Annotated in this window: 18 protein-coding genes; 8 read left to right on the top strand and 10 right to left on the bottom strand. The window is 65.3% G+C overall.

Annotation, left to right across the window (positions count from 1 at the left end; genetic code table 11):
• Positions 1–64 precede the first annotated feature (64 nt).
• Entirely contained in the window at positions 65–1,000 is a 936-nt protein-coding gene (locus F757_RS0109800; protein ID WP_027211238.1) for an NRDE family protein, read from the top strand.
• On the opposite strand, the gene F757_RS0109795 is transcribed toward F757_RS0109800, so the two are convergent.
• The 6 genes from F757_RS0109795 to F757_RS0109770 all read right to left on the bottom strand — a co-directional run bounded on the left by F757_RS0109795 (position 1,001) and on the right by F757_RS0109770 (position 6,721).
• Complete coding sequence (locus tag F757_RS0109795) at positions 1,001–1,969, bottom strand: alpha/beta hydrolase (RefSeq protein WP_027211237.1); 969 nt, start codon at positions 1,967–1,969, stop codon at positions 1,001–1,003.
• Positions 1,970–2,072: 103 nt separating this feature from the next.
• Positions 2,073–2,966 (bottom strand): SDR family oxidoreductase, encoded by an 894-nt coding sequence (locus tag F757_RS0109790; RefSeq protein WP_027211236.1) that lies wholly within the window; start codon positions 2,964–2,966, stop codon positions 2,073–2,075.
• Positions 2,967–3,031: 65 nt separating this feature from the next.
• Positions 3,032–3,166, bottom strand: a complete 135-nt coding sequence (locus F757_RS36795; RefSeq protein ID WP_269659095.1) for a hypothetical protein — start codon at positions 3,164–3,166, stop codon at positions 3,032–3,034.
• Between the two features lie 32 nt (positions 3,167–3,198).
• Positions 3,199–4,197: an NADP-dependent oxidoreductase gene (locus tag F757_RS0109780; RefSeq protein ID WP_027211235.1), complete on the bottom strand. Its 999-nt coding sequence runs from the start codon at positions 4,195–4,197 to the stop codon at positions 3,199–3,201.
• 169 nt (positions 4,198–4,366) lie between these two features.
• Positions 4,367–4,852, bottom strand: coding sequence for a PaaI family thioesterase (locus tag F757_RS0109775; protein WP_027211234.1), 486 nt, complete (start codon positions 4,850–4,852; stop codon positions 4,367–4,369).
• 342 nt (positions 4,853–5,194) lie between these two features.
• Positions 5,195–6,721: an aminotransferase-like domain-containing protein gene (locus F757_RS0109770; protein WP_027211233.1), complete on the bottom strand. Its 1,527-nt coding sequence runs from the start codon at positions 6,719–6,721 to the stop codon at positions 5,195–5,197.
• A 214-nt stretch (positions 6,722–6,935) separates the two neighbouring features.
• Here F757_RS0109770 and F757_RS0109765 point away from each other — a divergent pair, with 214 nt between their 5' ends.
• Both F757_RS0109765 and F757_RS0109760 read left to right on the top strand, forming a co-directional pair.
• On the top strand, positions 6,936–7,304 hold the full coding sequence (locus F757_RS0109765) for a hypothetical protein (RefSeq protein ID WP_027211232.1): 369 nt from the start codon (positions 6,936–6,938) through the stop codon (positions 7,302–7,304).
• A 94-nt stretch (positions 7,305–7,398) separates the two neighbouring features.
• The gene (locus tag F757_RS0109760) at positions 7,399–7,923 is read left to right on the top strand and encodes an LEA type 2 family protein (protein WP_027211231.1); all 525 of its coding nucleotides are present in this window, start codon (positions 7,399–7,401) and stop codon (positions 7,921–7,923) included.
• On the opposite strand, the gene F757_RS0109755 is transcribed toward F757_RS0109760, so the two are convergent.
• The 3 genes from F757_RS0109755 to F757_RS0109745 all read right to left on the bottom strand — a co-directional run bounded on the left by F757_RS0109755 (position 7,924) and on the right by F757_RS0109745 (position 13,169).
• Positions 7,924–9,102 carry an acetyl-CoA C-acyltransferase gene (locus tag F757_RS0109755; RefSeq protein WP_027211230.1) on the bottom strand — a complete coding sequence of 393 codons (1,179 nt, stop codon included), beginning with the start codon at positions 9,100–9,102 and terminating at the stop codon, positions 7,924–7,926.
• 112 nt (positions 9,103–9,214) lie between these two features.
• Positions 9,215–11,299, bottom strand: a complete 2,085-nt coding sequence (locus tag F757_RS0109750; protein WP_027211229.1) for a 3-hydroxyacyl-CoA dehydrogenase NAD-binding domain-containing protein — start codon at positions 11,297–11,299, stop codon at positions 9,215–9,217.
• A 184-nt stretch (positions 11,300–11,483) separates the two neighbouring features.
• On the bottom strand, positions 11,484–13,169 hold the full coding sequence (locus F757_RS0109745; protein WP_027211228.1) for a 3-(methylthio)propionyl-CoA ligase: 1,686 nt from the start codon (positions 13,167–13,169) through the stop codon (positions 11,484–11,486).
• 282 nt (positions 13,170–13,451) lie between these two features.
• Here F757_RS0109745 and F757_RS0109740 point away from each other — a divergent pair, with 282 nt between their 5' ends.
• The 5 genes from F757_RS0109740 (at position 13,452) to F757_RS0109720 (ending at position 17,502) form a co-directional block, all read left to right on the top strand.
• Positions 13,452–15,008, top strand: a complete 1,557-nt coding sequence (locus F757_RS0109740) for a protein adenylyltransferase SelO (RefSeq protein ID WP_027211227.1) — start codon at positions 13,452–13,454, stop codon at positions 15,006–15,008.
• A 43-nt stretch (positions 15,009–15,051) separates the two neighbouring features.
• Positions 15,052–15,474 (top strand): peptide-methionine (R)-S-oxide reductase MsrB, encoded by a 423-nt coding sequence (gene msrB / locus F757_RS0109735; protein WP_027211226.1) that lies wholly within the window; start codon positions 15,052–15,054, stop codon positions 15,472–15,474.
• A gap of 393 nt (positions 15,475–15,867) precedes the next feature.
• Positions 15,868–16,398, top strand: a complete 531-nt coding sequence (locus F757_RS0109730; RefSeq protein ID WP_013339211.1) for a septation protein A — start codon at positions 15,868–15,870, stop codon at positions 16,396–16,398.
• A gap of 1 nt (position 16,399) precedes the next feature.
• Positions 16,400–16,711, top strand: coding sequence for a BolA family protein (locus F757_RS0109725; RefSeq protein ID WP_027211225.1), 312 nt, complete (start codon positions 16,400–16,402; stop codon positions 16,709–16,711).
• An 11-nt stretch (positions 16,712–16,722) separates the two neighbouring features.
• Positions 16,723–17,502, top strand: coding sequence for a peptidylprolyl isomerase (locus F757_RS0109720; protein WP_027211224.1), 780 nt, complete (start codon positions 16,723–16,725; stop codon positions 17,500–17,502).
• 218 nt (positions 17,503–17,720) lie between these two features.
• Here F757_RS0109720 and purL read toward each other — a convergent pair whose 3' ends face one another.
• Entirely contained in the window at positions 17,721–21,815 is a 4,095-nt protein-coding gene (purL, locus tag F757_RS0109715; RefSeq protein ID WP_027211223.1) for a phosphoribosylformylglycinamidine synthase, read from the bottom strand.
• Between the last annotated feature and the right edge of the window lie 170 nt (positions 21,816–21,985).

Genomic DNA, 21,985 nt, shown 5'->3' with positions numbered 1-21,985 from the left:
GGCGTTCCCGCCTGCTTTCCTGCTCGCCCTTGCGTTTTGACGCAACAACCGGGAGAGGTCCCCGATGTGCCTGATCGTGTTCGACTGGCGACCCGATGCGCTCGACGGTCCGCTCTTCACGCTCGCCGCGAATCGCGACGAGTTTTTTCGACGCACGGCTCAGCCAATCGGCTGGTGGGACGATGCGAGCGGCGTGCTGGCCGGCCGCGACCTGGTCGGCGGCGGGACGTGGCTCGGCATGTCGCGCGACGGCCGCTTTGCCGCGCTCACCAACTACCGCGCCCCGCATGACATGCGCGTCGATGCACCGACCCGCGGCACGCTCGTCAGCGACTGGCTGGCTTCCGGGCGCGCCGGCGTCCGCCTTGCGTCGGGCCGGGGCGAAACCGGCGCCAATGCCAAGGACCCACGCGATGCCCCGGGCGACGACGGTGCCGGCGAAGAAAACAATGCCAGCGTGGAGCACGAATCTCCCCTTGCCTATCTGCACCGCGTCGCACGAACCGGCGACATTTACAACGGTTTCAACCTGCTGGTGGGCGACTGGAAGCGCCGCGAACTCGCCTGGTACTGCAACCGCTCGAACCTCGCGCCGGCGCTGCTCGCGCCCGGCACGCACGGAATCTCGAACGCGATTCTCGACACCGCGTGGCCCAAGCTCGTCAGAAAGCGCACCGAGCTGCGCGAACTGCTCGCCCGCGATCCGATGCCGCCGCTCGAGCGTCTGATCGACCTGATGCGCGATCCGCGCGTGGCGTCCGACGCCGAGTTGCCGTCCACCGGCATTCCGCTCGAACGCGAGCGGGCGCTCTCGGCGGCGTTCATCGAAACGCCCGAGTATGGAACGCGCGGCACGACGGCGCTGCGGGTCGTCGCCAACGGCGAGATGGTCAGCGTGGCGGTGGCGGAGCGTAGCGACGACAACGGCTCGCACCGCGTCGTGCGCCCCGGCGATTTCGAACGCAGCTTCGCATTCAACGTCGAGCGGCAGATCGCCTAGTCAGTCCGCACGCAATGCCGCGCGCAGCGCCGCTGCGGCATCCGCATGCGCTTGCGCGACGTCGGGCACGTAGCCGCCCATCTTGAAGAATTCGTGAATCATGCCCGGATAGCGCGTGAGCGTCACCGCGTTGCCCGCGTTGCCCGCGTTGCGTAGTTTCTCTGCGTAGGCGTCGCCTTCGTCGCTGAGCGGGTCGTATTCGGCGGTGGCTATCCAGGCCGGCGCGAGACCGCCGAAGCCGGGCGCGCCGCGCGTGCCGTCGAGCGGCGCGAAACGCCAGTCGTCGCGATCGCCCGGGTCGCGCACGTACTGGTTGAAGAACCATTGAATCGTATCGCCTGACAGCAGAAAGCCATTGGCAAGACGCGAGTGCGAATCGGTCTGCTGATAGCCGGTGGTGCCCGGATAGATCAGCAATTGCAGCGCGAGCGGGATGCCGGCGTCGCGCGCGAGCACCGCGCAGACCGTCGCGAGCGTGCCGCCTGCGCTGTCGCCGCCCACCGCGAGCCGCCCCGCGTCGATGCCGAATTCCGCCGCGTGCGCGTGCAGCCAGGTGAGCGCGTCGAAAGCGTCGTCTACGGCGGTCGGGAATTTGTGTTCGGGCGCGAGCCGGTAATCCACCGACAGCACCGTGCATTGGCCGTCGCGCGCGAACATGCGGCACAGTGCGTCGTGCGTGTTGACGCTGCCGACGGTGAAGCCGCCGCCGTGATAGTAGACGAACGCCGCGGCAGGCTCGGCCCAGCTTGGCTCGCTCGCATGGTAAAGACGTGCGCCGATGGCAGCGCCGTCGCGTGTGGGAATGCGCAAGTCTTCCACGGAGAACATCGGCGCAGCTGGAATCTCCAGAATCGGCGCGCTTTTTTCATACGATGCGCGCGCCGCCTGCGGCGTCATTTCGTGGAGCTTCGGGCGCCTCGCGCGCGCGATCATGTCGAGTACCTGTTCGATCTTCGGATTCAACGGCATGTGACGTGAAATGGGGTATGACGGCGCACAGGCGCCCAAGGTTGACAATAGGTGGAGACTGCGGGTGCGAGACTGCGCGTGCGACACCGCCCGGTAGCTGACTTCAGTCCGCGCCCGCGCTCTTTACTTCCGGCTTCAGCGACATGGGATCGGTCGGGTCGCGCAATTGCTCGATGTCCGCGTGACGCAGCTTGACCGTCGCCATGATGGCCGGGTGCGTGATGATGTAGAACCGTCGCTGCGCGATTGCCTCGAAGGCGAGGCCGGCGACATCGGCGGCGCTCAGCTTGCCTGCCTGCACCGCGCGCTGCAACTGCTTGCCCGCGGCGATCTGCGAGCGCGTCGCGCGGCTCGCGTTGCGCAGCCCGGCGGGCCGTGTGCGCTCGGCATCCGCAATACCGGTCGGCACGAAAGCCGGACACAGCAGCGAACAGCCGACGCGAACACTGGCGTCGCGGCCGGCCTGCGCGAGTTGCAGGTCGTGAAAAAGCGTTTCGGTGAGCGACACCACCGCGTGTTTCGAAGCGTTATAGACGCCCATTGCCGGCGGCGACAGCAGCCCTGCCACGGAAGCCGTGTTGACGATGTGCGCAGGCTCATTCTGCGCGAGCATGATCGGCGTGAACGCCCGCACACCGTGCGCGACGCCCATCACGTTCACGCCGAACACCCACGACCAGTCGTTGGCCGAACTTTCCCACAGGAAGCCGCCCGAGCCCACGCCCGCATTGTTGAAAAGCAGATGGACCTTGCCGAATGCGTCGAGCGTGGCCTGCGCCAAGGCATCCACCTGCAACGGATTCGCGACGTCGGTCGGCACGCCGATCGCGTCGGCGCCTGCCGCGCGCAACGCATCGACCGTCTGCGTGAGCGCCTCGGGGTTCACGTCCGCGAGCACGAGCTTCATGTGACGCGCCGCGGCCTGTTGCGCGAACGCACGACCGAGGCCGCTCGCCGCGCCGGTAATGACCGCGACCCTGCCGGCAAATTCGAACATCCGTCGACTCCTTGATGCGATGCTTCTTTGTGTGCGATTCGAGGGGCGGCTTGTGAAGCGCCTTGCTAAACGATTCGTTGCGCGACTTGCTGCAATTGATTGAGCGACTTGTTGAGCGACTTGTTGAGTTGCTTGTAGAGTCGCTTGTTGAGCGGCTCGCAAAGCAGCACGCTCATCACCTCGACCAGCGCATCAAGCAACGCTTCGGCGCCGGCTCGACGAGCCGCCCCGTTCAGATCAGCTTGACGAGCTGCTTGCCGAAATTCCTGCCCTTCAGCAAACCGATAAACGCCTCGGGCGCGGCGTCGAGCCCTTGCGCGATGGTCTCGCGATACTGCAGCCTGTTCTGCGCGACGAGCGTGCCGAGCTGCTTGAGCGCTTCGGGCCACACGTCCATATGCTCGCTCACGATGAAGCCTTGCACGAGCAGCCGCTGTGTAAGTATCAGCGACGGCTGTCTGAGCGGCAGCGGCTGGCCGTCGTAGCCCGCGATAAAGCCGCACAGCGCAATGCGGCCGAACGCATTCATGCGCGCGAGCGTGGCGTCGAGCCCCTCGCCGCCGACGTTCTCGAAGCAACCGTCGATGCCGTTGGGCGTCGCCGCCTTCAGGTCCTGATACAGGTTGCCGGCCTTGTAGTCGACGCAGGCGTCGAAACCCAGCGTCTCCACGACATAGCGGCACTTCTCTTCGCCGCCCGCGATGCCCACCGCCCGTGCGCCAGCGAGCTTCGCCAGTTGACCGACCACGCTGCCCACCGCGCCGCTCGCCGCGCTGACTACCACCGTTTCGCCCGCCTTCGGCGCCACAATGCGGTTCAGCCCGTACCATGCGGTGACGCCCGGCATGCCGACGGGTCCTAGATAGGCCGACAGCGGCACGTGCGTGTCGTCGACTTTCTGCACGCCTGCGCCGTTCGACGTGCCGTATTCCTGCCAGCCGAACATTGCCACCACCTTGTCGCCCACGGCGAACTTCGGGTTGTTCGACTCGATCACTTCGCCGACCGTGCCGCCGATCATCACTTCACCGAGCGGCTGCGGCGCCGCGTACGACTTGCTGTCGTTCATGCGGCCGCGCATGTACGGGTCGAGCGACAGGTAGTGATTGCGCACCCGCACCTCGCCCTCGGCAAGCGGCGCGAGCGGGGTCTCGACGAGGCGAAAGTTATCGGGCGTGACCGCGCCTTGCGGACGCGAAGCCAGCACGAACTGGCGGTTGATCTGTGGCATGTCGATCGTCTCCTTGGGTGGCGGATTGGCCGGATCTGCTGATCGTAGTGGTTGTGCTGAGCGTGCCGGTGTGCCGGGTGTGCCGATGTCGCGGTGGCGCGTGCGCGCGGCGGCTACATCAACAAACGCATGCACCAACGCCGCTCGCGGCGCACGCGCTGCAATTGCCTCAACCGTCGCTAGGACCGGGTTTCGCCGAGGGGTCGCTGCGCAAGCGCTGGCGCGTCACATCGCGGCCCACCGCAAGCCGGCGCATGTACTTGAACGTGCCGAGCGCCTTGGCGACGAAGTGTCCCTCGCTGTCGCGGATCTCGCCTTCGCAGTACGCCATGGTGGTCGAGCGGTGCAGCACGCGAGCAGTCGCGCGCAACTCGCCGCGGCCCGGCTGCATGAAGTTGACCTTCATTTCGACGGTGACGACACCCACGCCGTCGCCCGCGAGACTGCGCGCGGCCATCGCGAGCGCGACGTCGGCAAGCGTCATGGTCACGCCGCCATGCGCGACGTCCCACGTATTCATGTGCTCGGGCAACAGTGGCAGCATCACTTCGCTGGCACCATCCTCGGCCGACATGAGTTGCACGCCGAGCCGGTCAACGAAGGGACTCTCGGGCAGCGACGCAGCGCCCGCAGTGGATGAAAATGAATCTGTCATTGCGGCTTTCGGTTTTCCTGTCCTGACTTGCGAGTGCGACGACACGCGAATACACCGGTCATGCGGCGAACTTCGGGCGCGCGCGACGCATAGCGGGTAAAGAGAGGAAATGATACCTGCTATGGCGTTTGGCGGTGGCGAGCAAGGTGTGGCATGACATGGCGGGGCATGCCGCATGCGCAGACGTGCGGACACCGCTTTTGCCGACGGCTGTGCCAATGTCGGCGCGATTGCCAATGCTCACGCTTGTGCAAACGAGTGCCTCGCCGCGCTCCCGTGAGCGCTTATGCCAGGACTCATGCCAGCACTCGTCCGCACTCGACTCACCGCGCTACCAGCGCCTCAACTGCCATTCACGCTGCCTGCGTCGACGCGCGCCGCCATCGTTGTCGCGAGGCCACCGAGCTTGCGCAACGCTTCGTCGGCGAGATCGAGGTCCGTGCTCGGGCAGCTCAGACGAATGAAGTGATCGAAGCGGCCCGCATTCGAAAACACCGTGCCCGGCATCACGCGAATGCCCTCTTCCAGCGCGGCATGGAAAAAAGCTGCCGACGACACCGCGCGCGGCAGCTCGATCCAGAAAAACATGCCGCCGGCGGGCGGCGTAAAGCGCGTGCCCTCGGGAAAAGACGCGCCAAGCGCCGCCGACATCCGCTCGCGCTGCAACCGCAAGCGATCGCGCAAGCGCCGCAAATGCCGCTCGTACGCGTTCGTCTCCAGAAACTCCGCGAGCACGACTTGCGACAACTGCTCGTTGTGACGCGACTGCGCGAATTTCAGCATGCCGATACGCGGATGCCAGCGCCCGCCGTTGATCCAGCCGACCCTCATGCCGGGCGCGAGCGTCTTGTTGAACGACGTGCAATGGATCACGGTGCCGTCGGTGTCCCACGCCTTCAGCGAACGCAGCGGCTGCGCGGTGTCCACCAGTTCCCGATAGGGGTCGTCCTCGATCAGCGCAATGCGCGCCCGCGCGCACAGCTCGACGAGCCTTGCCTTGTGTGCATCGGGCATCACGCTGCCGAGCGGGTTCTGCAGATTCGGCACGACCACCACGGCCTTGATGTCGGAATGCGTGTTCAAGGCGAACTCGAGCGCCTCGACTGCAAGGCCGGTGCTCGGGCTCGCCGGAATTTCCAGCGCGCGCAGCCCGAGGCTCTCCAGCGCCTGCAACAAGCCGAAGAAGCACGGCGATTCGACGGCAACCGCGTCGCCCGGTTGCGTGACCGCCCGCAACGCGAGATTGACCGCCTCGATGCCGCCGTGCGTCATGATGATGTCGTCCGCGCCGATCTGGATGCCGGCGTCGAGCGCACGTCGCGCGATGATCGCGCGCAGCGCCGGATCGCCCTGATCGGGCCCGGCCGCGGTAAGCAGCGTGGGCCGCCGGCGCAAGGCGCGCAGCGCCGCTTTCTGCAGCGCATCCGTCGGATAGAGATCGGGCGAGGCGGTCGCGCCGCCCAGGTTGAACGCGTCCGGATAGCGCTGAAATTGCGCGACGATGGTCGAGATGGCCGAATGAATGCCGACGAATTGCGCGGCGCCGGGCAGCGTCGCGAGGTCGGGTTCGGACGCGGCGGGCAACGCAGCCTTTCGCGAAGCGCGCACGAAATAGCCGGCGCGCGGCTGCGCCTCGATCAGCGCCTCGCGTTCGAGCACACGGTAACTCTCGGTTGCCGTCGCGAGGCTCACGCCGTGACGCTGCATCAAGGTGCGTATCGACGGCATGCGCTCGCCGGAGCGCAGCACGCCATGATGAATCGCGCGACGGTACTGCGCCGCCAGTTGACGATAGAGCGGCTCGCCGGCTGCCGCGTCGTTCGGCGGCCCAAGCTCTGCGCCGGTGTGGGCCTGGCTGTGCGGTCGCATACGTTGTTAAGTCCAGATTGCCGATGATCGGCTCATGAACCCATGGTGCGCAGTCCCCGCGCGCCGCAACAGATACACATGCGCTGCATTTCGACCGATACAGCGCACCAAACTGCGATTCTGTACCGGTTCAGATGCTGGTTGCCTGCGGCTGTTTTCGTCATTGCGGGAGCAATAAGCTGGACGGCATGCAAACGGTAACCGGGAGATGTTCATGTCAGCTTGCGCCAACACACCAGCCAACACACCAGTATGCCGCCTCGCCGCCGGTCAGATTGCCCTTCACGACCTGCGCGCACGAAGCTGTGTGATTGCGATTGAAGGTGATCTGCAACTCGCGTTTCGCGATCATTCTCTCGCATGGCTCGGCGAGGCGCTTGCCCCGACTTCGCTCGTACTGCGCGAAGGCCAGTGCTTCACAGTGCCGCAACGCGGCGTCGTGTCGATCAGCGCCTTGCAGATACGGGCGGCGGCTTTCGCGCTGCAAGCGTCGCGCCCAGAAGCGAGTAGCCGTGCGCGGCCTGCGCATGTCGCGCGGCAACTCGCCGCGTTTCTGAAGACGACGTTGCGGCGCGCCGCATGAAAGCGGCGGTGCGCCCACTACCGGCGGCCCGGGCCTCAGGCCTCATCCCGCCCGCTACAATGCATGACCTTATCCGCTCTTCGAGGTGCCGGTCATGTTCTTCCTGCGTCCGCTGTTCAGCGCGAGCCTGTGCCGCGTCACTGCGTTATGCACGCTTGTCGCTACGCTCACCTTCGGACTCGGCGGATGCGCGGGACTGCTCGGCGGCGACCCGTTGCGCGTGAGCGTGGCGGGTATCGAACCGCTCGAAGGCCAAGGGCTCGAAATGCGCTTCGACATCAAGCTGCGCGTGCAGAATCCGAATGAATCGGCGGTCAGTTTCAACGGCGTATCGCTTGACCTGGATCTAAACGGCAAGTCGTTTGCGAGCGGCGTCAGCGATCAGGGCGGCACAGTGCCGCGCTTCGGCGAAACGGTGCTGCACGTGCCGCTGACGGTGCCCGCGTTCGCCGCGGTACGCCAGGCCTTCGCATTCGCCGGCGCCGCGCAATCGGGGCAGGTGCCCTACGTTTTGCGCGGCAAGCTGGCGGGCGGCCCGTTTGGCACCACGCGTTTCGTCGATCAGGGCATGCTCAGTTTGCCGCTCAGTTCGCCGATGTCCGGTACTGCGCTGCCGTAATCACGCCACTTCGAAGAGCCCCGCCGCGCCCTGCCCGCCGCCGATGCACATGGTCACCACCACCAGCTTCGCGCCGCGCCGCTTGCCTTCGATCAGCGCGTGCCCGGCGAGCCGCGCGCCCGACACGCCGTACGGATGACCGACCGCGATTGCGCCGCCGTTCACGTTCAACCGTTCCTGGTCGATGCCGAGCTTGTCCGCGCAATACAGCACCTGCACCGCGAACGCTTCGTTCAGTTCCCACAAGTCGATGTCGTCGACTTTCAGGCCGGCCTGTTTGAGCAGCTTCGGCACCGCGAACACCGGGCCAATGCCCATCTCGTCCGGCTCGCAGCCCGCTACCGCAAAGCCGCGGAAAATGCCGAGCGGCTGCAGACCTTCGCGCTCGGCGAGCTTTGCATTCATCACCACACAGGCCGACGCGCCGTCCGAAAACTGGCTCGCGTTGCCCGCGGTAATGACGCCGCCCGGCAGCGCCGTGCGGATCTTCGAGACGCCTTCGAGCGTGGTGTCCGCGCGAATGCCCTCGTCGCCGCTCACGGTCACCTCCTTCGTGAACAGGCGCCCGGTCGCCTTGTCGGCGACGCCGGCCAGCACGGTCAACGGCACGATCTCGTCCTTGAAGCGGCCGGCTTCCAGCGCGGCCGCGGCGCGCTGCTGCGAGCGCACGCCATATTCGTCCTGACGTTCCTTCGAAATCGCATAGCGCTTTGCGACGTTCTCGGCGGTCTGCAACATCGACCAGTAGATTTCCGGCTTGTTCTGGCTCAACCAGCCTTCGGCCATCATGTGGCGGTTCATCTCGTTCTGCACGCACGAAATGGACTCGACGCCGCCCGCGACGAACACGTCGCCTTCGCCGGCAATCACCCGCTGAGCGGCGAGCGCAATAGTTTGCAATCCCGACGAACAGAAACGGTTCACCGTCATGCCCGGCACGCTAACCGGCAAACCGGCGCGCAGCGCGATCTGCCGCGCGATGTTCATGCCCGTGGCGCCTTCGGGATTCGCGCAACCCATGATCACATCCTCGACGCGCGCCGGGTCGAGCTTTGCGCGCTCGACCACGGCCTGGGTCACATGGCCGCCGAGCGTCGCGCCGTGGGTCATGTTGAAACCGCCGCGCCACGACTTGGCGAGGCCCGTGCGGGCGGTCGATACGATTACGGCGTCAGTCATGCAAATCTCCTGCGTGTCAATGTCGATAGTGGCGCGCGACGATGCGCGGCAAGGGCATGCGCCACTTCAGTCGTTCGCTCAGTCGCTCTACGCGAGCGGCGTAGGCGCGCCGTCAGCCGTTAAAGCCGCGGCCCGTTGCCGCGAGTTCTGCGAGGCGCGGCGCGAGTTGCCACGCGTCGCCGTTGGGCTGCGCGGCATAGCGGCGTATCGCGCGCTCCACGTTGTAGAGGCCGACGGTATCCGCATACAGCATCGGGCCGCCGCGATGAAGCGGGAAGCCGTAGCCGGTCAGATAGACCATGTCGATGTCCGACGCCTTCGACGCAATGCCCTCTTCGAGAATCTTCGCGCCTTCGTTCACGAGCGCAAAGACGAGGCGCTCGACGATTTCCTCGTCGCCTATCTTGCGGCGCTCAGTGCCGGTTTCCTTCGAGTAGGCGACGATCATCTCTTCGACCAGTTTCGACGGCTGCGCGGTGCGCTCGCCCGGCTTGTAGTCGTACCAGCCGCCGCCGGTCTTCTGGCCGAAGCGCCCCGTCTCGCACAGGCGGTCGGCAATCTTCGAATAGTGCATATCGGGCTGTTCCTGATAGCGGCGCTTGCGGATGGCCCAGCCAATGTCGTTGCCGGCCAGGTCGCTCATGCGGAACGGACCCATCGCAAAGCCGAATTTTTCGATGGCACGATCCACCTGCGCGGGCAGCGCGCCCTCTTCCAGCATGAAGAGCGCCTGGCGGATGTACTGCTCGATCATCCGGTTGCCGATGAAGCCGTCGCACACGCCCGACACCACCGCCGTTTTCCGGATCTTTTTCGCGAGCTGCATGACGGTGGCGAGCACGTCTTTTGCGGTTTCCTTGCCGCGCACCACTTCGAGCAGCTTCATTACGTTAGCCGGGCTGAAGAAATGCATGCCCACCACGTCTTGCGGACGCTTCGTGAATGCGGCGATCCGGTTCACGTCGAGCGTGGACGTATTGGACGCGAGAATCGCGCCGGGCTTCGCGATTTCGTCGAGGCGCCGGAACACCTGTTCCTTCACGCCGAGTTCCTCGAACACCGCTTCGACGATCAGGTCCGCGCTCTTCAGGTCGTCGTAGGAAAGCGTGGGCGCGATCAGCGCCATGCGCTCGGCCACTGCCTCGGGCTTGAGCTTGCCCTTCTTCACGCTCGCTTCGTAGTTGCTGCGGATGGTGGCGAGGCCGCGCTCCAGCGCTTCCTGCTTCATCTCGAGCAGCGTGACCGGAATGCCTGCGTTGATGAAGTTCATGGCGATGCCGCCGCCCATCGTGCCCGCACCGATCACCGCTACCCGGCAAATCTCGCGCACCGGCGTATCGGCCGGCACGTCCGGGATTTTGCTGGCCGCCCGTTCGCCGAAGAACGCATGGCGCAGCGCGCGGCTCTCGGGCGTTTGCACGAGCGCCGTAAAGCACTCGCGCTCGACTGCGAGCCCCTTGTCGAAGCCGTGCTTCACGCCTGCTTCCACCGCATCGATGCATTTGAGCGGCGCGGGAAAATGCTTCGCGACAGCCGCGACACTATTGCGTGCGAATTGCAGGAAGCCTTCGGCGTTCGGATGCTCGATCTTGCGCTCGCGCACGGTCGGATGCGGGCCTTCTTTCGCACCGACCTTGCGCGCGAAGGCAAGCGCCGCAGCCGTGAGATCGCCTTGCACCAGTTCGTCGAAGAGGCCCGAGCCGGCGAGCTGCTGCGAGTCGACAGGCGTGCCGGACACAATCATGTTGAGCGCGGCCTCAAGACCAATGGCGCGCGGCAGACGCTGCGTGCCGCCCGCGCCCGGCAGAATGCCGAGCTTCACTTCCGGCAAGGCGATCTGCGCGCCCGGCGCAGCAATGCGGTAATGCGCGCCCAGCGCGAGTTCGAGGCCGCCGCCCATCGCCACACTATGAATGGCCGCGACCACCGGCTTCGCGCTCGCTTCCACCGCCTTGATGACGGTGGCAAGCGTCGGCTCCTGGGTCGCTTTGGGCGTGTTGAATTCGGTGATGTCCGCGCCGCCGGAGAAGGCCTTGCCCGCGCCTGTCACCACTATGGCCTTGATGGCCGGGTCGCGCTGCGCGCGCTCGATGCCCTCCATGATTCCCGCGCGAGTCGACAGCCCAAGACCATTGACGGGGGGATTGTTCAGCGTGATGACGGCCACGCCGTCATGGGTTGTGTAGTCCACTGCCATCTGCCTGCCTCCGTGCGATGCATCGCATCCGTGAGATGAGGCGGCGCGCGATGCGCCGCCCGTCCGGTTAGCCGAGCCGGTGCATGATCCAGCTCGAATGCGCCGGCCTTCGCCTTCAGCTTAGGCGGCGGCTCCGGTGTCAGCAGGCAGAATACACAAAAAAGCACGCTCGTTCAATTTATCGTCAGGCGGGGTTTCCCCTGGCGAGCGGGCAATCTGCGCCGTGCAAGCGATCTTCGAGCACGGAGGGCAGCACGTGGTCGCGGAACATGTCGCGCAACTTCAGTTTTTGCAGCTTGCCGGTGGCCGTATGGGGCAACTCGTCGACGAAGACGACGTCGTCGGGAATCCACCACTTCGCCACCTTGCCGTTGTAGAACGCCAGCAGTTCCTCGCGCGTCACCTCGTGGCCCGTACGCCTGACCACGACTAGCAGCGGCCGCTCGGTCCACTTTGGATGCGCGCATGCAATGCAGGCTGCCTCCGCGACAGCCGGGTGAGCGACCGCCACGTTTTCGACGTCGATCGAACTGATCCATTCGCCACCGGACTTGATCACGTCTTTCGAGCGGTCGGTGATCTGCAGGAAGCCGTCGCGGTCGATGGTGGCCACGTCGCCGGTGGGGAACCAGCCATCCACGAGCGGCGAGTCGTCCTTGCGGAAATAACGGTCGATCACCCATGGCCCGCGCACATAAAGATCGCCGAATGCGACGCCGTCCCACGGCAATTCCTTGCCGTCGTCGCCGACGATCTTCATGTCGACGCCGTACAGCGCATGCCCCTGCTTCTCCAGCAGCTTGCGCTGCTCGGCGACCGGCCGCTGCGATTGCTCCCATGTGAGCTTGGAGAGCGTGCCGAGCGGCGACATCTCCGTCATGCCCCACGCATGAATCACCTGCACGTTGTAGTCGTCGACGAAAGTGCGCAGCATCGCGGGCGGACACGCGGAGCCGCCTATCACCGTGCGCTCGAGCGACGAAAAACGCGAGCCGGTCTCGCGCAGATGGTTCAGCAGCCCGAGCCAGACGGTCGGCACGCCAGCCGAGTACGTGACGCGTTCGCGCTCCATCAGCTCGAACAGCGACTTGCCGTCCAGATCCTTGCCGGGGAACACTAGCTTCGCGCCGGTGAGCGGCGCGGCGTGCGGAATGCCCCAGGCGTTCACATGGAACATCGGCACCACGGGCAGCACCGAATCGCGCGCGGACAGGGCCATGGCGTCGGGCAACGACGCGCCGAACGCATGCAGCACCGTCGAGCGATGCGAGTACAGCGCGCCTTTCGGGTTGCCGGTCGTGCCCGACGTATAGCAAAGATACGAAGCCTCGCGCTCGTCGATGAGCGGCCATTCGAAATTGCCGTCCTGCGCCTGCACCAGCGTTTCATAACTGAGCGCGGAAGTTTGCATGGCGGGCAGATGCGCTTCGTCGGCGAGCGCGATCCAGCCGCGCACTCTCGGGCATTGCGGCGCCAGAACGTCGACGAGCGGCGCGAACGTGGTGTCGAACAGCACGTAGGCGTCGTCGGCGTGATTGACGATGTAGGCGATCTGATCGGGAAAGAGGCGCGGGTTGATCGTGTGGCACACGGCGCCGAAGCCGGTCGTGCCGTAATAGGTCTCCAGATGCCGGTAGCCGTTCCACGCCAGCGTCGCGACGCGCTCGCCGGGCTGAACACCGAGAGCGATAAGCGCCTGGGCAAGCTGTTTCGCGCGCCGTTCGCAGTCGCGATATGTATAGCGGTGGATGTCGCCTTCGATGCGCCGCGACACGATCTCGGCGCTGCCGAAATGCCGCGCGGCATGCGCAAGCAGCGAGGACACGGTGAGGGGCACGTCCATCATCTGACCAAGCAGCGGCATCGTCATAAAGAGTCGTCTCCTCGCGTTTTTTGCGTTTCAGGGATGCTGATCGGAAAGCGCCGTTTGTGATGCCGTTTTGCGGTGCCTGTTTTTGATGCCGTTTTTGTTGCGAACTGTGACGCCCTTTGCGCTGCGATTCGTCACGCCGTGCGCCGCTCCACCGGCCGGGCCGTCAAATTGCTGAAGCTTCTGGCAGAAGCCGGCGCGTCGCCGGGCAACGCACCGGCAGGCCCGCTGCAGCGCCGCGGGTGCGGACTTACAATATCGGTTAATAGTGAGGCGCTCAACATGTCGTTTTCCCCAAGCATTGCAGGCTCGAACGGGCCTGTGGCGGCACTTTCCGAAGCTCTTTTCACCTCCGCTGACAACGCTTTCGCGCGGCTTGGCAGCACGTTCCTCACCCGTCTGCCCGCCACGCCGCTCAGCGCGCCTTACCTTGTCGGGTTCTCTGCGCAGACCGCGGCGCTGCTCGGACTAGAGCCCGGGCTCGAAAAAGACCCGGGGTTCGCCGAGCTCTTTTCGGGCAACGCCACGCGCGAGTGGCCAGCCGAGGCGCTGCCCTACGCATCGGTGTATTCGGGGCATCAGTTCGGCGTGTGGGCGGGGCAGCTCGGCGACGGCCGCGCGCTTGGACTCGGCGAAGTGGAACACGCGGGCCAGCGCTACGAACTGCAACTGAAAGGCGCGGGCCGTACGCCCTATTCCCGCATGGGCGACGGACGCGCCGTGCTGCGCTCATCGATTCGCGAGTTCCTGTGTTCGGAGGCGATGCATCATCTCGGCATTCCGACCACCCGCGCGTTGTGCGTGATCGGTTCGGACCAGCCGGTGCGGCGCGAGGAGATCGAAACGGCCGCCGTGGTGACGCGCGTCGCGCCGAGCTTCGTGCGCTTCGGTCACTTCGAACACTTCTATTCGAACGACCGCACGGACGCGCTGCGCGCGCTCGCCGATCATGTCATCGAGCGCTTCTATCCGCATTGCCGCGAAGCCGACGATCCCTACCTCGCGCTGCTGAACGAAGCGGTCGTGTCCACCGCGGATCTGCTGGTCGAATGGCAGGCGGTGGGCTTCTGCCACGGCGTCATGAATACGGACAACATGTCGATACTCGGTCTGACCATCGACTACGGGCCGTTCGGCTTCATGGACGGCTTCGACGCCGGCTACATCTGCAATCACTCGGATTCGCAAGGCCGCTATGCGTACCGGATGCAACCGCAAATTGCATACTGGAATCTCTTCTGCCTCGCGCAAGGACTGCTGCCGCTGCTCGGCGAGCACTACGAGGAGAGCGTGCGCGCAGACAAGTCGATCGAAGACGCGCAGCGCGTGCTGGCCGGCTTCAAGGACCGCTTCGGTCCCGGGCTCGAGCGACGCATGATGGCTAAGCTCGGGCTCGCCGCCGGGCGCGAAGACGATGCGGCGCTCGCCAACCGCCTGTTCGACGTCATGCACGCGAACCGCGCGGATTTCACGCTGACGTTCCGCAATCTCGCGCGCGTCTCGAAGCACGACGCAAGCGGCGACGCGCCGGTGCGCGACCTGTTCCTCGATCGCGCCGCCTTCGACGCGTGGGCGAACGACTACCGTGCGCGGCTGTCTCATGAAACGCGCAGCGACGCTGAACGTGCCATTGCAATGAACCAGGTGAACCCCAAATTCGTGCTTCGCAATCATCTGGCCGAAACGGCGATCCAGCGCGCGAAAGAGAAGGATTTTTCCGAACTCGAACGTCTGGCCGCCGTGCTGCGCCATCCGTTCGACGAACAGCCCGAGCATGAAGCCTATGCCGGCTTGCCACCCGACTGGGCCAGCTCGCTGGAAGTGAGCTGCTCGTCCTGACACCTGGCGCGCTCCCCATCACAAGCCTGAGACAGAACCGACCATGAACAATCCTGACGACCTCAAACACGACGCCCCCGCAGTGCAGAAAGACGACGCCGAGTGGCGCAAGCAGCTCTCCGAGATCGAATATGAAGTGACGCGCCATGCCGCCACCGAGCGCCCCTTCACCGGCCGTTATCACGATCACTGGGAGCGCGGCGTCTATGACTGCGTGTGTTGCGGTACGCCCCTCTTCGAATCGGACACCAAGTTCGACGCCGGCTGTGGCTGGCCGAGCTACTTCAAGCCGATCAACGGCGAGGTGATCGCCGAGAAAACCGACCGCTCGCACGGCATGCTGCGCATCGAGGTGCAATGCAAGAACTGCGGCGCGCACCTGGGCCATGTGTTCGAGGACGGCCCGGCGCCGACCGGTCTTCGCTACTGCATCAATTCGGCTGCGTTACAATTCGAGCCCAAGTAGCGCGGTGGCGGTGCGCGGCCCGAGCCTGGCGCGCCGGTAGGCGATCAGGTCCCGCGGCCGGACCGGACGCCGGGTTCACGCTGGCGCATGGGTCGGCGGCCGGCGTGGTGGTAGCGTGGTGGTAGCGTGGTGTTGGTCTCGCGCCGGCTCCTGCGGTGGCCGTGGCCGTGGCCGTGGCCGTGCCGGGTGACGACGCGGTCCCGCAGCGCGCGCCGCGTCGTTCGCAACGAACCCCGCAAGTCCGACGGCGTGGCGCAGTTCGCCGGGAGCCGGTCGCGCGAGGCGAAGCCTGCTGCCGCTCGCCGTCGCGACTACAGTACACAAGCCGCCCATCGCACTGCGCCACATTGCACTGTTGCCCCTCTGACCCACTCTGCGAGTTCCCGTTCAGCAATGAAATTCCTGTTCGATCTGTTCCCGATCATCCTCTTCTTCGTCGCCTTCAAGGTGTGGGGCATCTTCACGGCGACGGCAGTGGCGATCGTCGCCACGCTGGTGCAGATCGCGTGGGTCGCCTTCCGGCATCGGAAGGTGGACCCGATGCTGTGGGTGAGCCTCGGCGTGGTGACCGTGTTCGGCGGCGCGACGCTCGTGCTGCACAACGACACCTTCATCAAGTGGAAGCCGACCGTGTTGTACTGGGCTTTCTCCGTGGTGCTGATCGTCTCGCAACTCGCCTTCAGCAAGAACCTGATCGAAGCGATGATGGGCAAGCAGATCACGCTGCCCCACGCGATCTGGGGCAAGCTGAATATCATCTGGGCGATCTTTTTCGTGCTGCTCGGCCTGCTCAATCTGTTCGTCGCGTACAACTACACGACCGACCAGTGGGTCAATTTCAAACTGTTCGGCGCGACCGGCTGTCTGGTGGTGTTTATCGTCGGGCAAAGCTTGTGGCTGTCGAAATACATGAAGGAGGAATGACATGAGCGACGCGTTCATGCACGCCACGACCGCCGAGCGCGCGGCGCTGATCGAGGCACGCCTCACGGCCGCGCTCGCGCCCATCGCGTCGATCCAGATCACCGACGACAGCGCACAGCACGCCGGCCACGCGGGCGCCGCCGCCGGCGGTCATTTCAGCGTCACGATCGTGGCTACCGCGTTCGCCGGCAAGCCCCGCGTGGCGCGGCATCGCATGGTGTATGATGCGCTGGCCGATGCCATGCAGCGCGGCATTCATGCCCTTGCAATCACGGCTTACACGCCCGAAGAATTCGCTTTGTTGTCCCGCTAGGAAAACTTCCGATGACCTTGAAGAAAACCCGCCTTTGGGTATTGCTGGCTGCATTTGCGGCCGCACCTGCATTCGCACAGAACATCGCCGTGGTGAACGGCACGCCGATTCCCAAGGCGCGCGCCGACGCGCTGATCGAGCAACTGGTTCATCAAGGCCAGCAGAATTCGTCGCAATTGCAAATGGCGGTGCGTGAAGAACTCGTCAACCGCGAAATCCTGATGCAGGAAGCGCTGCGCCGCGGTCTGCAGAACCGTCCGGACATCAAGGCGCAAATCGCCGTCGCTCAGCAAACTGTCGTGCTGCGCGCGCTGATCGAAGACTTCGTGAAGAAAAACACGCCGACCGACGCGGAAGTCACCGCGCGCTACAACGCGCTGATCAAGGACGCGGGCGGCAAGGAATATCACCTGCACCATATCCTCGTCGACAACGAGCAGCAGGCCAAAGATCTGATTACGAAGATCAAGGGCGGCGCGAGCTTCGAAGACCTGGCCAAGCAATTCTCGAAGGACCCCGGCTCGGGCAAGAACGGCGGCGATCTGGACTGGTCCGATCCCAAAGCCTATGTGCCTGAGTTTGCCAACGCGGCCACTCATCTGCAGAAAGGCCAGATGAGCGACGAGCCGGTGCATACGCAATTTGGCTGGCACATCATTCGTGTCGACGACGTGCGTAACATCACCCCGCCGCCGCTCGAACAGGTGCGTCCGCAGATCGTGCAGCAGATCCAGCAGGAAAAGCTGCAAGCGTTCGAAGAAGGTTTGCGCAAGAACGCGAAGATCCAGTAAGCCGATCTGTTCGCTGTGTCAAAGCAAAGTGAAAAGCCGCCCGAGGGCGGCTTTTTGTTTGATGCGGCTTTGTGTTTGATGCCCGTTTTGGTTTGACGCGGGCTTTGTTTGTTTGGCGAGCGTCGCGGGTTGTGCAAGCTTTGCCCGCAACGCAGCCGCGCAACGGCGGACAAACAAGAGGCCGCTGCATCGCGCAGCAGCCTGCCCCCGCCCGCCTGTCAGCCCAACCAGCGCCGCGCGTTCTGGAACACGCGCAGCCACGGACTTGCGTCGGTCGCGCTCTCGCCCCAGCCTTGCGGATGCCAGCTCATCTGCACCGTGCGGTGCACGCGCTCCGTGTGCGGCATCAGCACGGTGAAGCGGCCATCGGCCGTGGTAACGGACGTAATGCCCTCCGGCGAACCGTTCGGGTTGAACGGATACTGCTCGGTTGCCTGACCGCGGTGATCGACAAAACGCATCGCGACCGCCACCTTCGACGCATCGCCCTGCTGCGAGAAGTCCGCGTAACCTTCGCCGTGCGCCACCGCGACCGGAATGCGCGAGCCTTCCATGCCGGCGAAGAAGATGGACGGCGACGCCTCGACCTGCACCAGCGAGAAACGCGCTTCGAATTTCTCGGACTTGTTGCGCGTGAACTTCGGCCAGGCTTCTGCGCCCGGGATCATCGACGCGAGGCTGCTCATCATCTGACAGCCGTTGCAGATGCCGAGCGCAAAGGTGTCCTTGCGGCCAAAGAACGCGGCGAACATGTCGGCGAGCTGAGCGTTGAAGCGGATTGCCTTCGCCCAGCCTTCGCCCGCGCCGAGCGTGTCGCCGTACGAGAAGCCACCGCACGCCACCGCGCCCGCGAAGTCCGCGAGATTGGCGCGCCCCGCGAGCAGGTCGCTCATGTGCACGTCGTGCGCGTCGAAGCCCGCACGGTCGAACGCATAAGCCGTTTCGAGGTGCGAGTTCACGCCCTGCTCGCGCAGAACCGCCACACGCGGACGCGCACTCTTGCCGATGTAAGGCGCAGCGACGTCTTCAGCCGGATCGAACGTCAGGACCGGCGTGATGCCCGGATCGGCCGCGTCGAGCAGCGTGTCGTATTCCGCGTCGGCACAGGCGGGGTTGTCACGCAGACGCGAAATGCGCCAGCTCACCTCGCTCCACGCGCGATGCAGTTCGATGCGCGGCGCTTCATACACCTTCTTCGCGTCGCGATAAATTTCTATCACGTCGCGCTCGTTGATCTTGCCGATTACGTGCGAGCACGCCGACAGACCGTGCTCGCGCAGCACGCCGAGCACCGCGTCGCGATCGGCCGCGCGCACCTGCACGACGGCGCCGAGTTCTTCAGTGAAGAGCGCGCGGATCGTGCGGTCTTCACGGCGGCCGCTTGTCTGCTTCGCCCAGTCTTTGGCGTCGCCGTAATCGGACTCGTGATGCGGATCGAGCACCAGCATGTCCACATTCAGCGACACGCCCACGTGACCCGCGAACGCCATTTCGCACACCGTTGCCCACAAGCCGCCGTCGGAGCGGTCGTGGTACGCGAGCAGCTTGCCGTCCGCGTTCAGCGACTGGATCGCGTTGAAGAAACGCTTGAGGTCTTCGGGATCGTCCACGTCCGGCACCGTGTCGCCGATCTGTTGCGTGACCTGCGCGAGGATGCTGCCGCCCAGACGATGCTTGCCGCGCCCCAGATCGATTGCGATCAGCACCGAGTCGCCCACACCGTCGGCCCCGCTCGTGCGGCGCAGTTGCGGCGTGAGGTGACGACGCACGTCCTCGACCGGCGCAAACGCCGAGATGATGAGCGACACCGGCGCGACCACTTCCTTCGCGACGCCGCGCTCTTCCCACTTGGTGCGCATGGACAGCGAGTCCTTGCCCACAGGAATGCTGATGCCGAGCGCCGGGCATAGTTCCATGCCGATTGCCTTGACCGTGTCGTAAAGCGCTGCGTCCTCGCCCGGCGCGCCGCAAGCCGCCATCCAGTTGGCCGACAGCTTGAGCTTGTCGAGCGACGCGATCGGCGCGGCCGCGATATTCGTGACCGCCTCGCCGACTGCCATGCGGCCCGAGGCCGGCGCGTCGATCACGGCAAGCGGCGTGCGCTCGGCCATGGTCATGGCTTCGCCGCGAAAGCCGGCGTAGTCCATGGTCGTAATGGCGACGTCCGCCACCGGCACCTGCCACGGGCCGACCATCTGGTCGCGCGCGGTCGTGCCGCCCACCGAGCGGTCGCCGATGGTGATCAGAAACGACTTGCTCGCGACCGTAGGATGACGCAGCACGCTCACCGCCACTTCGGAGAGCGCGATGCCGGTCAGGTCCACCGGCTGCAGCGTCGGCTCCACGCGCTTGACGTCGCGATGCATGCGCGGCGCCTTGCCGAGCAGCACTTCCATGGGCATGTCCACCGGCTGATGCGCGTTGTCGTCCTTCAGCTCAGGATCAATCAGCTTCAGTTGACGCTCGGCGGTGGCCGTGCCGATCACCGCAAACGGGCAGCGCTCGCGCTCGCACATGGCCGCGAAGCCAGGCAGATCGGCCGGCGCGATGGCGAGCACGTAGCGCTCCTGCGCTTCGTTCGACCAGATTTCGCGCGGCGACAGGCCGCTTTCCTCGAGCTGGATCTTGCGCAGATCGAAGAGCGCGCCCTTGCCCGCACCGTCGACGACTTCCGGGAACGCGTTCGACAGGCCGCCCGCGCCCACGTCGTGAATGCTCAGAATCGGGTTCTTTTCGCCGAGCTGCCAGCAGGCGTTAATCACTTCCTGCGCGCGCCGCTCGATTTCCGGGTTGCCGCGCTGCACCGAGTCGAAGTCGAGCTCGGCAGTGTTCGTGCCGGTCGCCATCGAGCTTGCCGCGCCGCCGCCCATGCCGATGCGCATGCCCGGACCGCCGATCTGGATCAGCAGCGACCCTTCCGGCAAGTCGTGCTTGTGCGTGTGCTGGTCCGAAATATTGCCGATGCCGCCCGCGATCATGATCGGCTTGTGATAGCCGCGCACCACGCCGGCCACGTTCTGCTCATACGCGCGGAAATAGCCGCCCAGATTCGGCCGGCCGAATTCGTTGTTGAACGCGGCGCCGCCGAGCGGGCCGTCGATCATGATCTGCAACGGCGAAGCGATGCGGTCCGGACGGCCATACGCGTGATACCTGTCGTTCGGGTTGCGATGCGCGAGCGGCTCGGCGACGTCGCGCGCGTTCTCCCATGCCTCGACGCCGTCCGGCAATTCCAGGTTCGACACGGTGAAGCCCGTGAGGCCCGCCTTGGGACGCGCGCCGCGGCCAGTCGCGCCTTCGTCGCGGATTTCCCCGCCCGCGCCGGTCGCCGCGCCGGGAAACGGCGAGATCGCGGTCGGATGGTTGTGCGTTTCCACCTTCATGAGCGTGTGCGTGAGCTCGACGCTGCGGCGGTAGTGCTCGGGCAGCTCGTTCTCGCCGAGTTGCTCGGGCGTGCGCGGGAACCAGCGCTCGGCCATGCCGCCCGCCATGATCGCCGAGTTGTCCGAATAGGCGACGATCGTGCCTTGCGGATTGAGCTTCTCGGTATTGCGGATCATGTTGAAGAGCGAGATGTCCTGCTTCTCGCCGTCGATCGTCCATTCCGCGTTGAAAATCTTGTGGCGGCAGTGCTCGCTGTTGGCCTGCGCGAACATCATCAGCTCGACATCGGTCGGGTTGCGGCCGAGCTTCGTGAACGCGTCGACCAGGTAATCGATCTCGTCTTCGGCAAGCGCGAGGCCCAGTTCGGCATTCGCGGTTTCCAGCGCGCCGCGACCGCGGCCCAGTACGTCGACGGTTTGCAGCGGCTTGGCGGGCAGTTCGTCGAACAGATGCAGCGCGTAATCGCGCGACGGCGCGACGCTCTCGGTCATGCGGTCGTGCAACGCGGCGGCCACGGCTTCGCGCGCTTCGTCCGAAAGCGCTTTCTTGCCGCCCAGCAGGCCGCTTTTCAGCGTGACCGTGTACTCCACGCCGCGTTCGATGCGGCGCACCTGCGTGAGCCCGCACAGATGCGCGATGTCCGTTGCCTTGCTCGCCCACGGCGACACCGTGCCGAAGCGCGGCACGACCAGAAACGTTTCGGCCGAGCCGCGCTCGCTCGTTTCATCGAGCGGGTGGCCGTAGTGCATGAGCGCCTCGATCTTCGCGTTGTCCTCAGCGGAAAGCGGGGTCTGCGCGTTGACGAAGTGAAGATATTGCCCGCGCACGCCCGTGATGTTCGGGTCGATGCGCGTTAGCGTTTCGAGCAGGCGGGTTTGACGGAAATCGGAAAGGGCCGAAGCGCCGGGGAAACACGAGAAGTGGGCCATGGACTTGACGTTGCGTCGCTAATGATGCCGATGATTGATGCCGAAGAGCCGCGCGCGGTGGCGACATGAGGCGGGAAGGAAGTCCGGGATTATACCCCGGGAACGTGCTTCCAGCCGCCCCTGCCGTGGCCGCGCTCCCGTCCGGCGGAGCGCCGCATACCGTCGCTTGC

The sequence above is a fragment of the Burkholderia sp. WSM2232 genome, assembly GCF_000472545.1.
GTDB lineage: Bacteria > Pseudomonadota > Gammaproteobacteria > Burkholderiales > Burkholderiaceae > Paraburkholderia.
Note: the sequence above shows the minus strand (reverse complement) of the source record. Positions and strands in the feature narration are given on the sequence as shown.

What these genes read in the sequence shown, in the direction of transcription:
- F757_RS0109800 (WP_027211238.1), top strand. Translation starts at nt 65, where the DNA reads ATGTGCCTGATCGTGTTCGACTGGCGACCCGATGCGCTCGACGGTCCG.
- F757_RS0109795 (WP_027211237.1), bottom strand. Translation starts at nt 1,969, where the DNA reads ATGCCGTTGAATCCGAAGATCGAACAGGTACTCGACATGATCGCGCGC.
- F757_RS0109790 (WP_027211236.1), bottom strand. Translation starts at nt 2,966, where the DNA reads ATGTTCGAATTTGCCGGCAGGGTCGCGGTCATTACCGGCGCGGCGAGC.
- F757_RS0109780 (WP_027211235.1), bottom strand. Translation starts at nt 4,197, where the DNA reads ATGCCACAGATCAACCGCCAGTTCGTGCTGGCTTCGCGTCCGCAAGGC.
- F757_RS0109775 (WP_027211234.1), bottom strand. Translation starts at nt 4,852, where the DNA reads ATGACAGATTCATTTTCATCCACTGCGGGCGCTGCGTCGCTGCCCGAG.
- F757_RS0109770 (WP_027211233.1), bottom strand. Translation starts at nt 6,721, where the DNA reads ATGCGACCGCACAGCCAGGCCCACACCGGCGCAGAGCTTGGGCCGCCG.
- F757_RS0109765 (WP_027211232.1), top strand. Translation starts at nt 6,936, where the DNA reads ATGTCAGCTTGCGCCAACACACCAGCCAACACACCAGTATGCCGCCTC.
- F757_RS0109760 (WP_027211231.1), top strand. Translation starts at nt 7,399, where the DNA reads ATGTTCTTCCTGCGTCCGCTGTTCAGCGCGAGCCTGTGCCGCGTCACT.
- F757_RS0109755 (WP_027211230.1), bottom strand. Translation starts at nt 9,102, where the DNA reads ATGACTGACGCCGTAATCGTATCGACCGCCCGCACGGGCCTCGCCAAG.
- F757_RS0109750 (WP_027211229.1), bottom strand. Translation starts at nt 11,299, where the DNA reads ATGGCAGTGGACTACACAACCCATGACGGCGTGGCCGTCATCACGCTG.
- F757_RS0109745 (WP_027211228.1), bottom strand. Translation starts at nt 13,169, where the DNA reads ATGACGATGCCGCTGCTTGGTCAGATGATGGACGTGCCCCTCACCGTG.
- F757_RS0109740 (WP_027211227.1), top strand. Translation starts at nt 13,452, where the DNA reads ATGTCGTTTTCCCCAAGCATTGCAGGCTCGAACGGGCCTGTGGCGGCA.
- msrB (WP_027211226.1), top strand. Translation starts at nt 15,052, where the DNA reads ATGAACAATCCTGACGACCTCAAACACGACGCCCCCGCAGTGCAGAAA.
- F757_RS0109730 (WP_013339211.1), top strand. Translation starts at nt 15,868, where the DNA reads ATGAAATTCCTGTTCGATCTGTTCCCGATCATCCTCTTCTTCGTCGCC.
- F757_RS0109725 (WP_027211225.1), top strand. Translation starts at nt 16,400, where the DNA reads ATGAGCGACGCGTTCATGCACGCCACGACCGCCGAGCGCGCGGCGCTG.
- F757_RS0109720 (WP_027211224.1), top strand. Translation starts at nt 16,723, where the DNA reads ATGACCTTGAAGAAAACCCGCCTTTGGGTATTGCTGGCTGCATTTGCG.
- purL (WP_027211223.1), bottom strand. Translation starts at nt 21,815, where the DNA reads ATGGCCCACTTCTCGTGTTTCCCCGGCGCTTCGGCCCTTTCCGATTTC.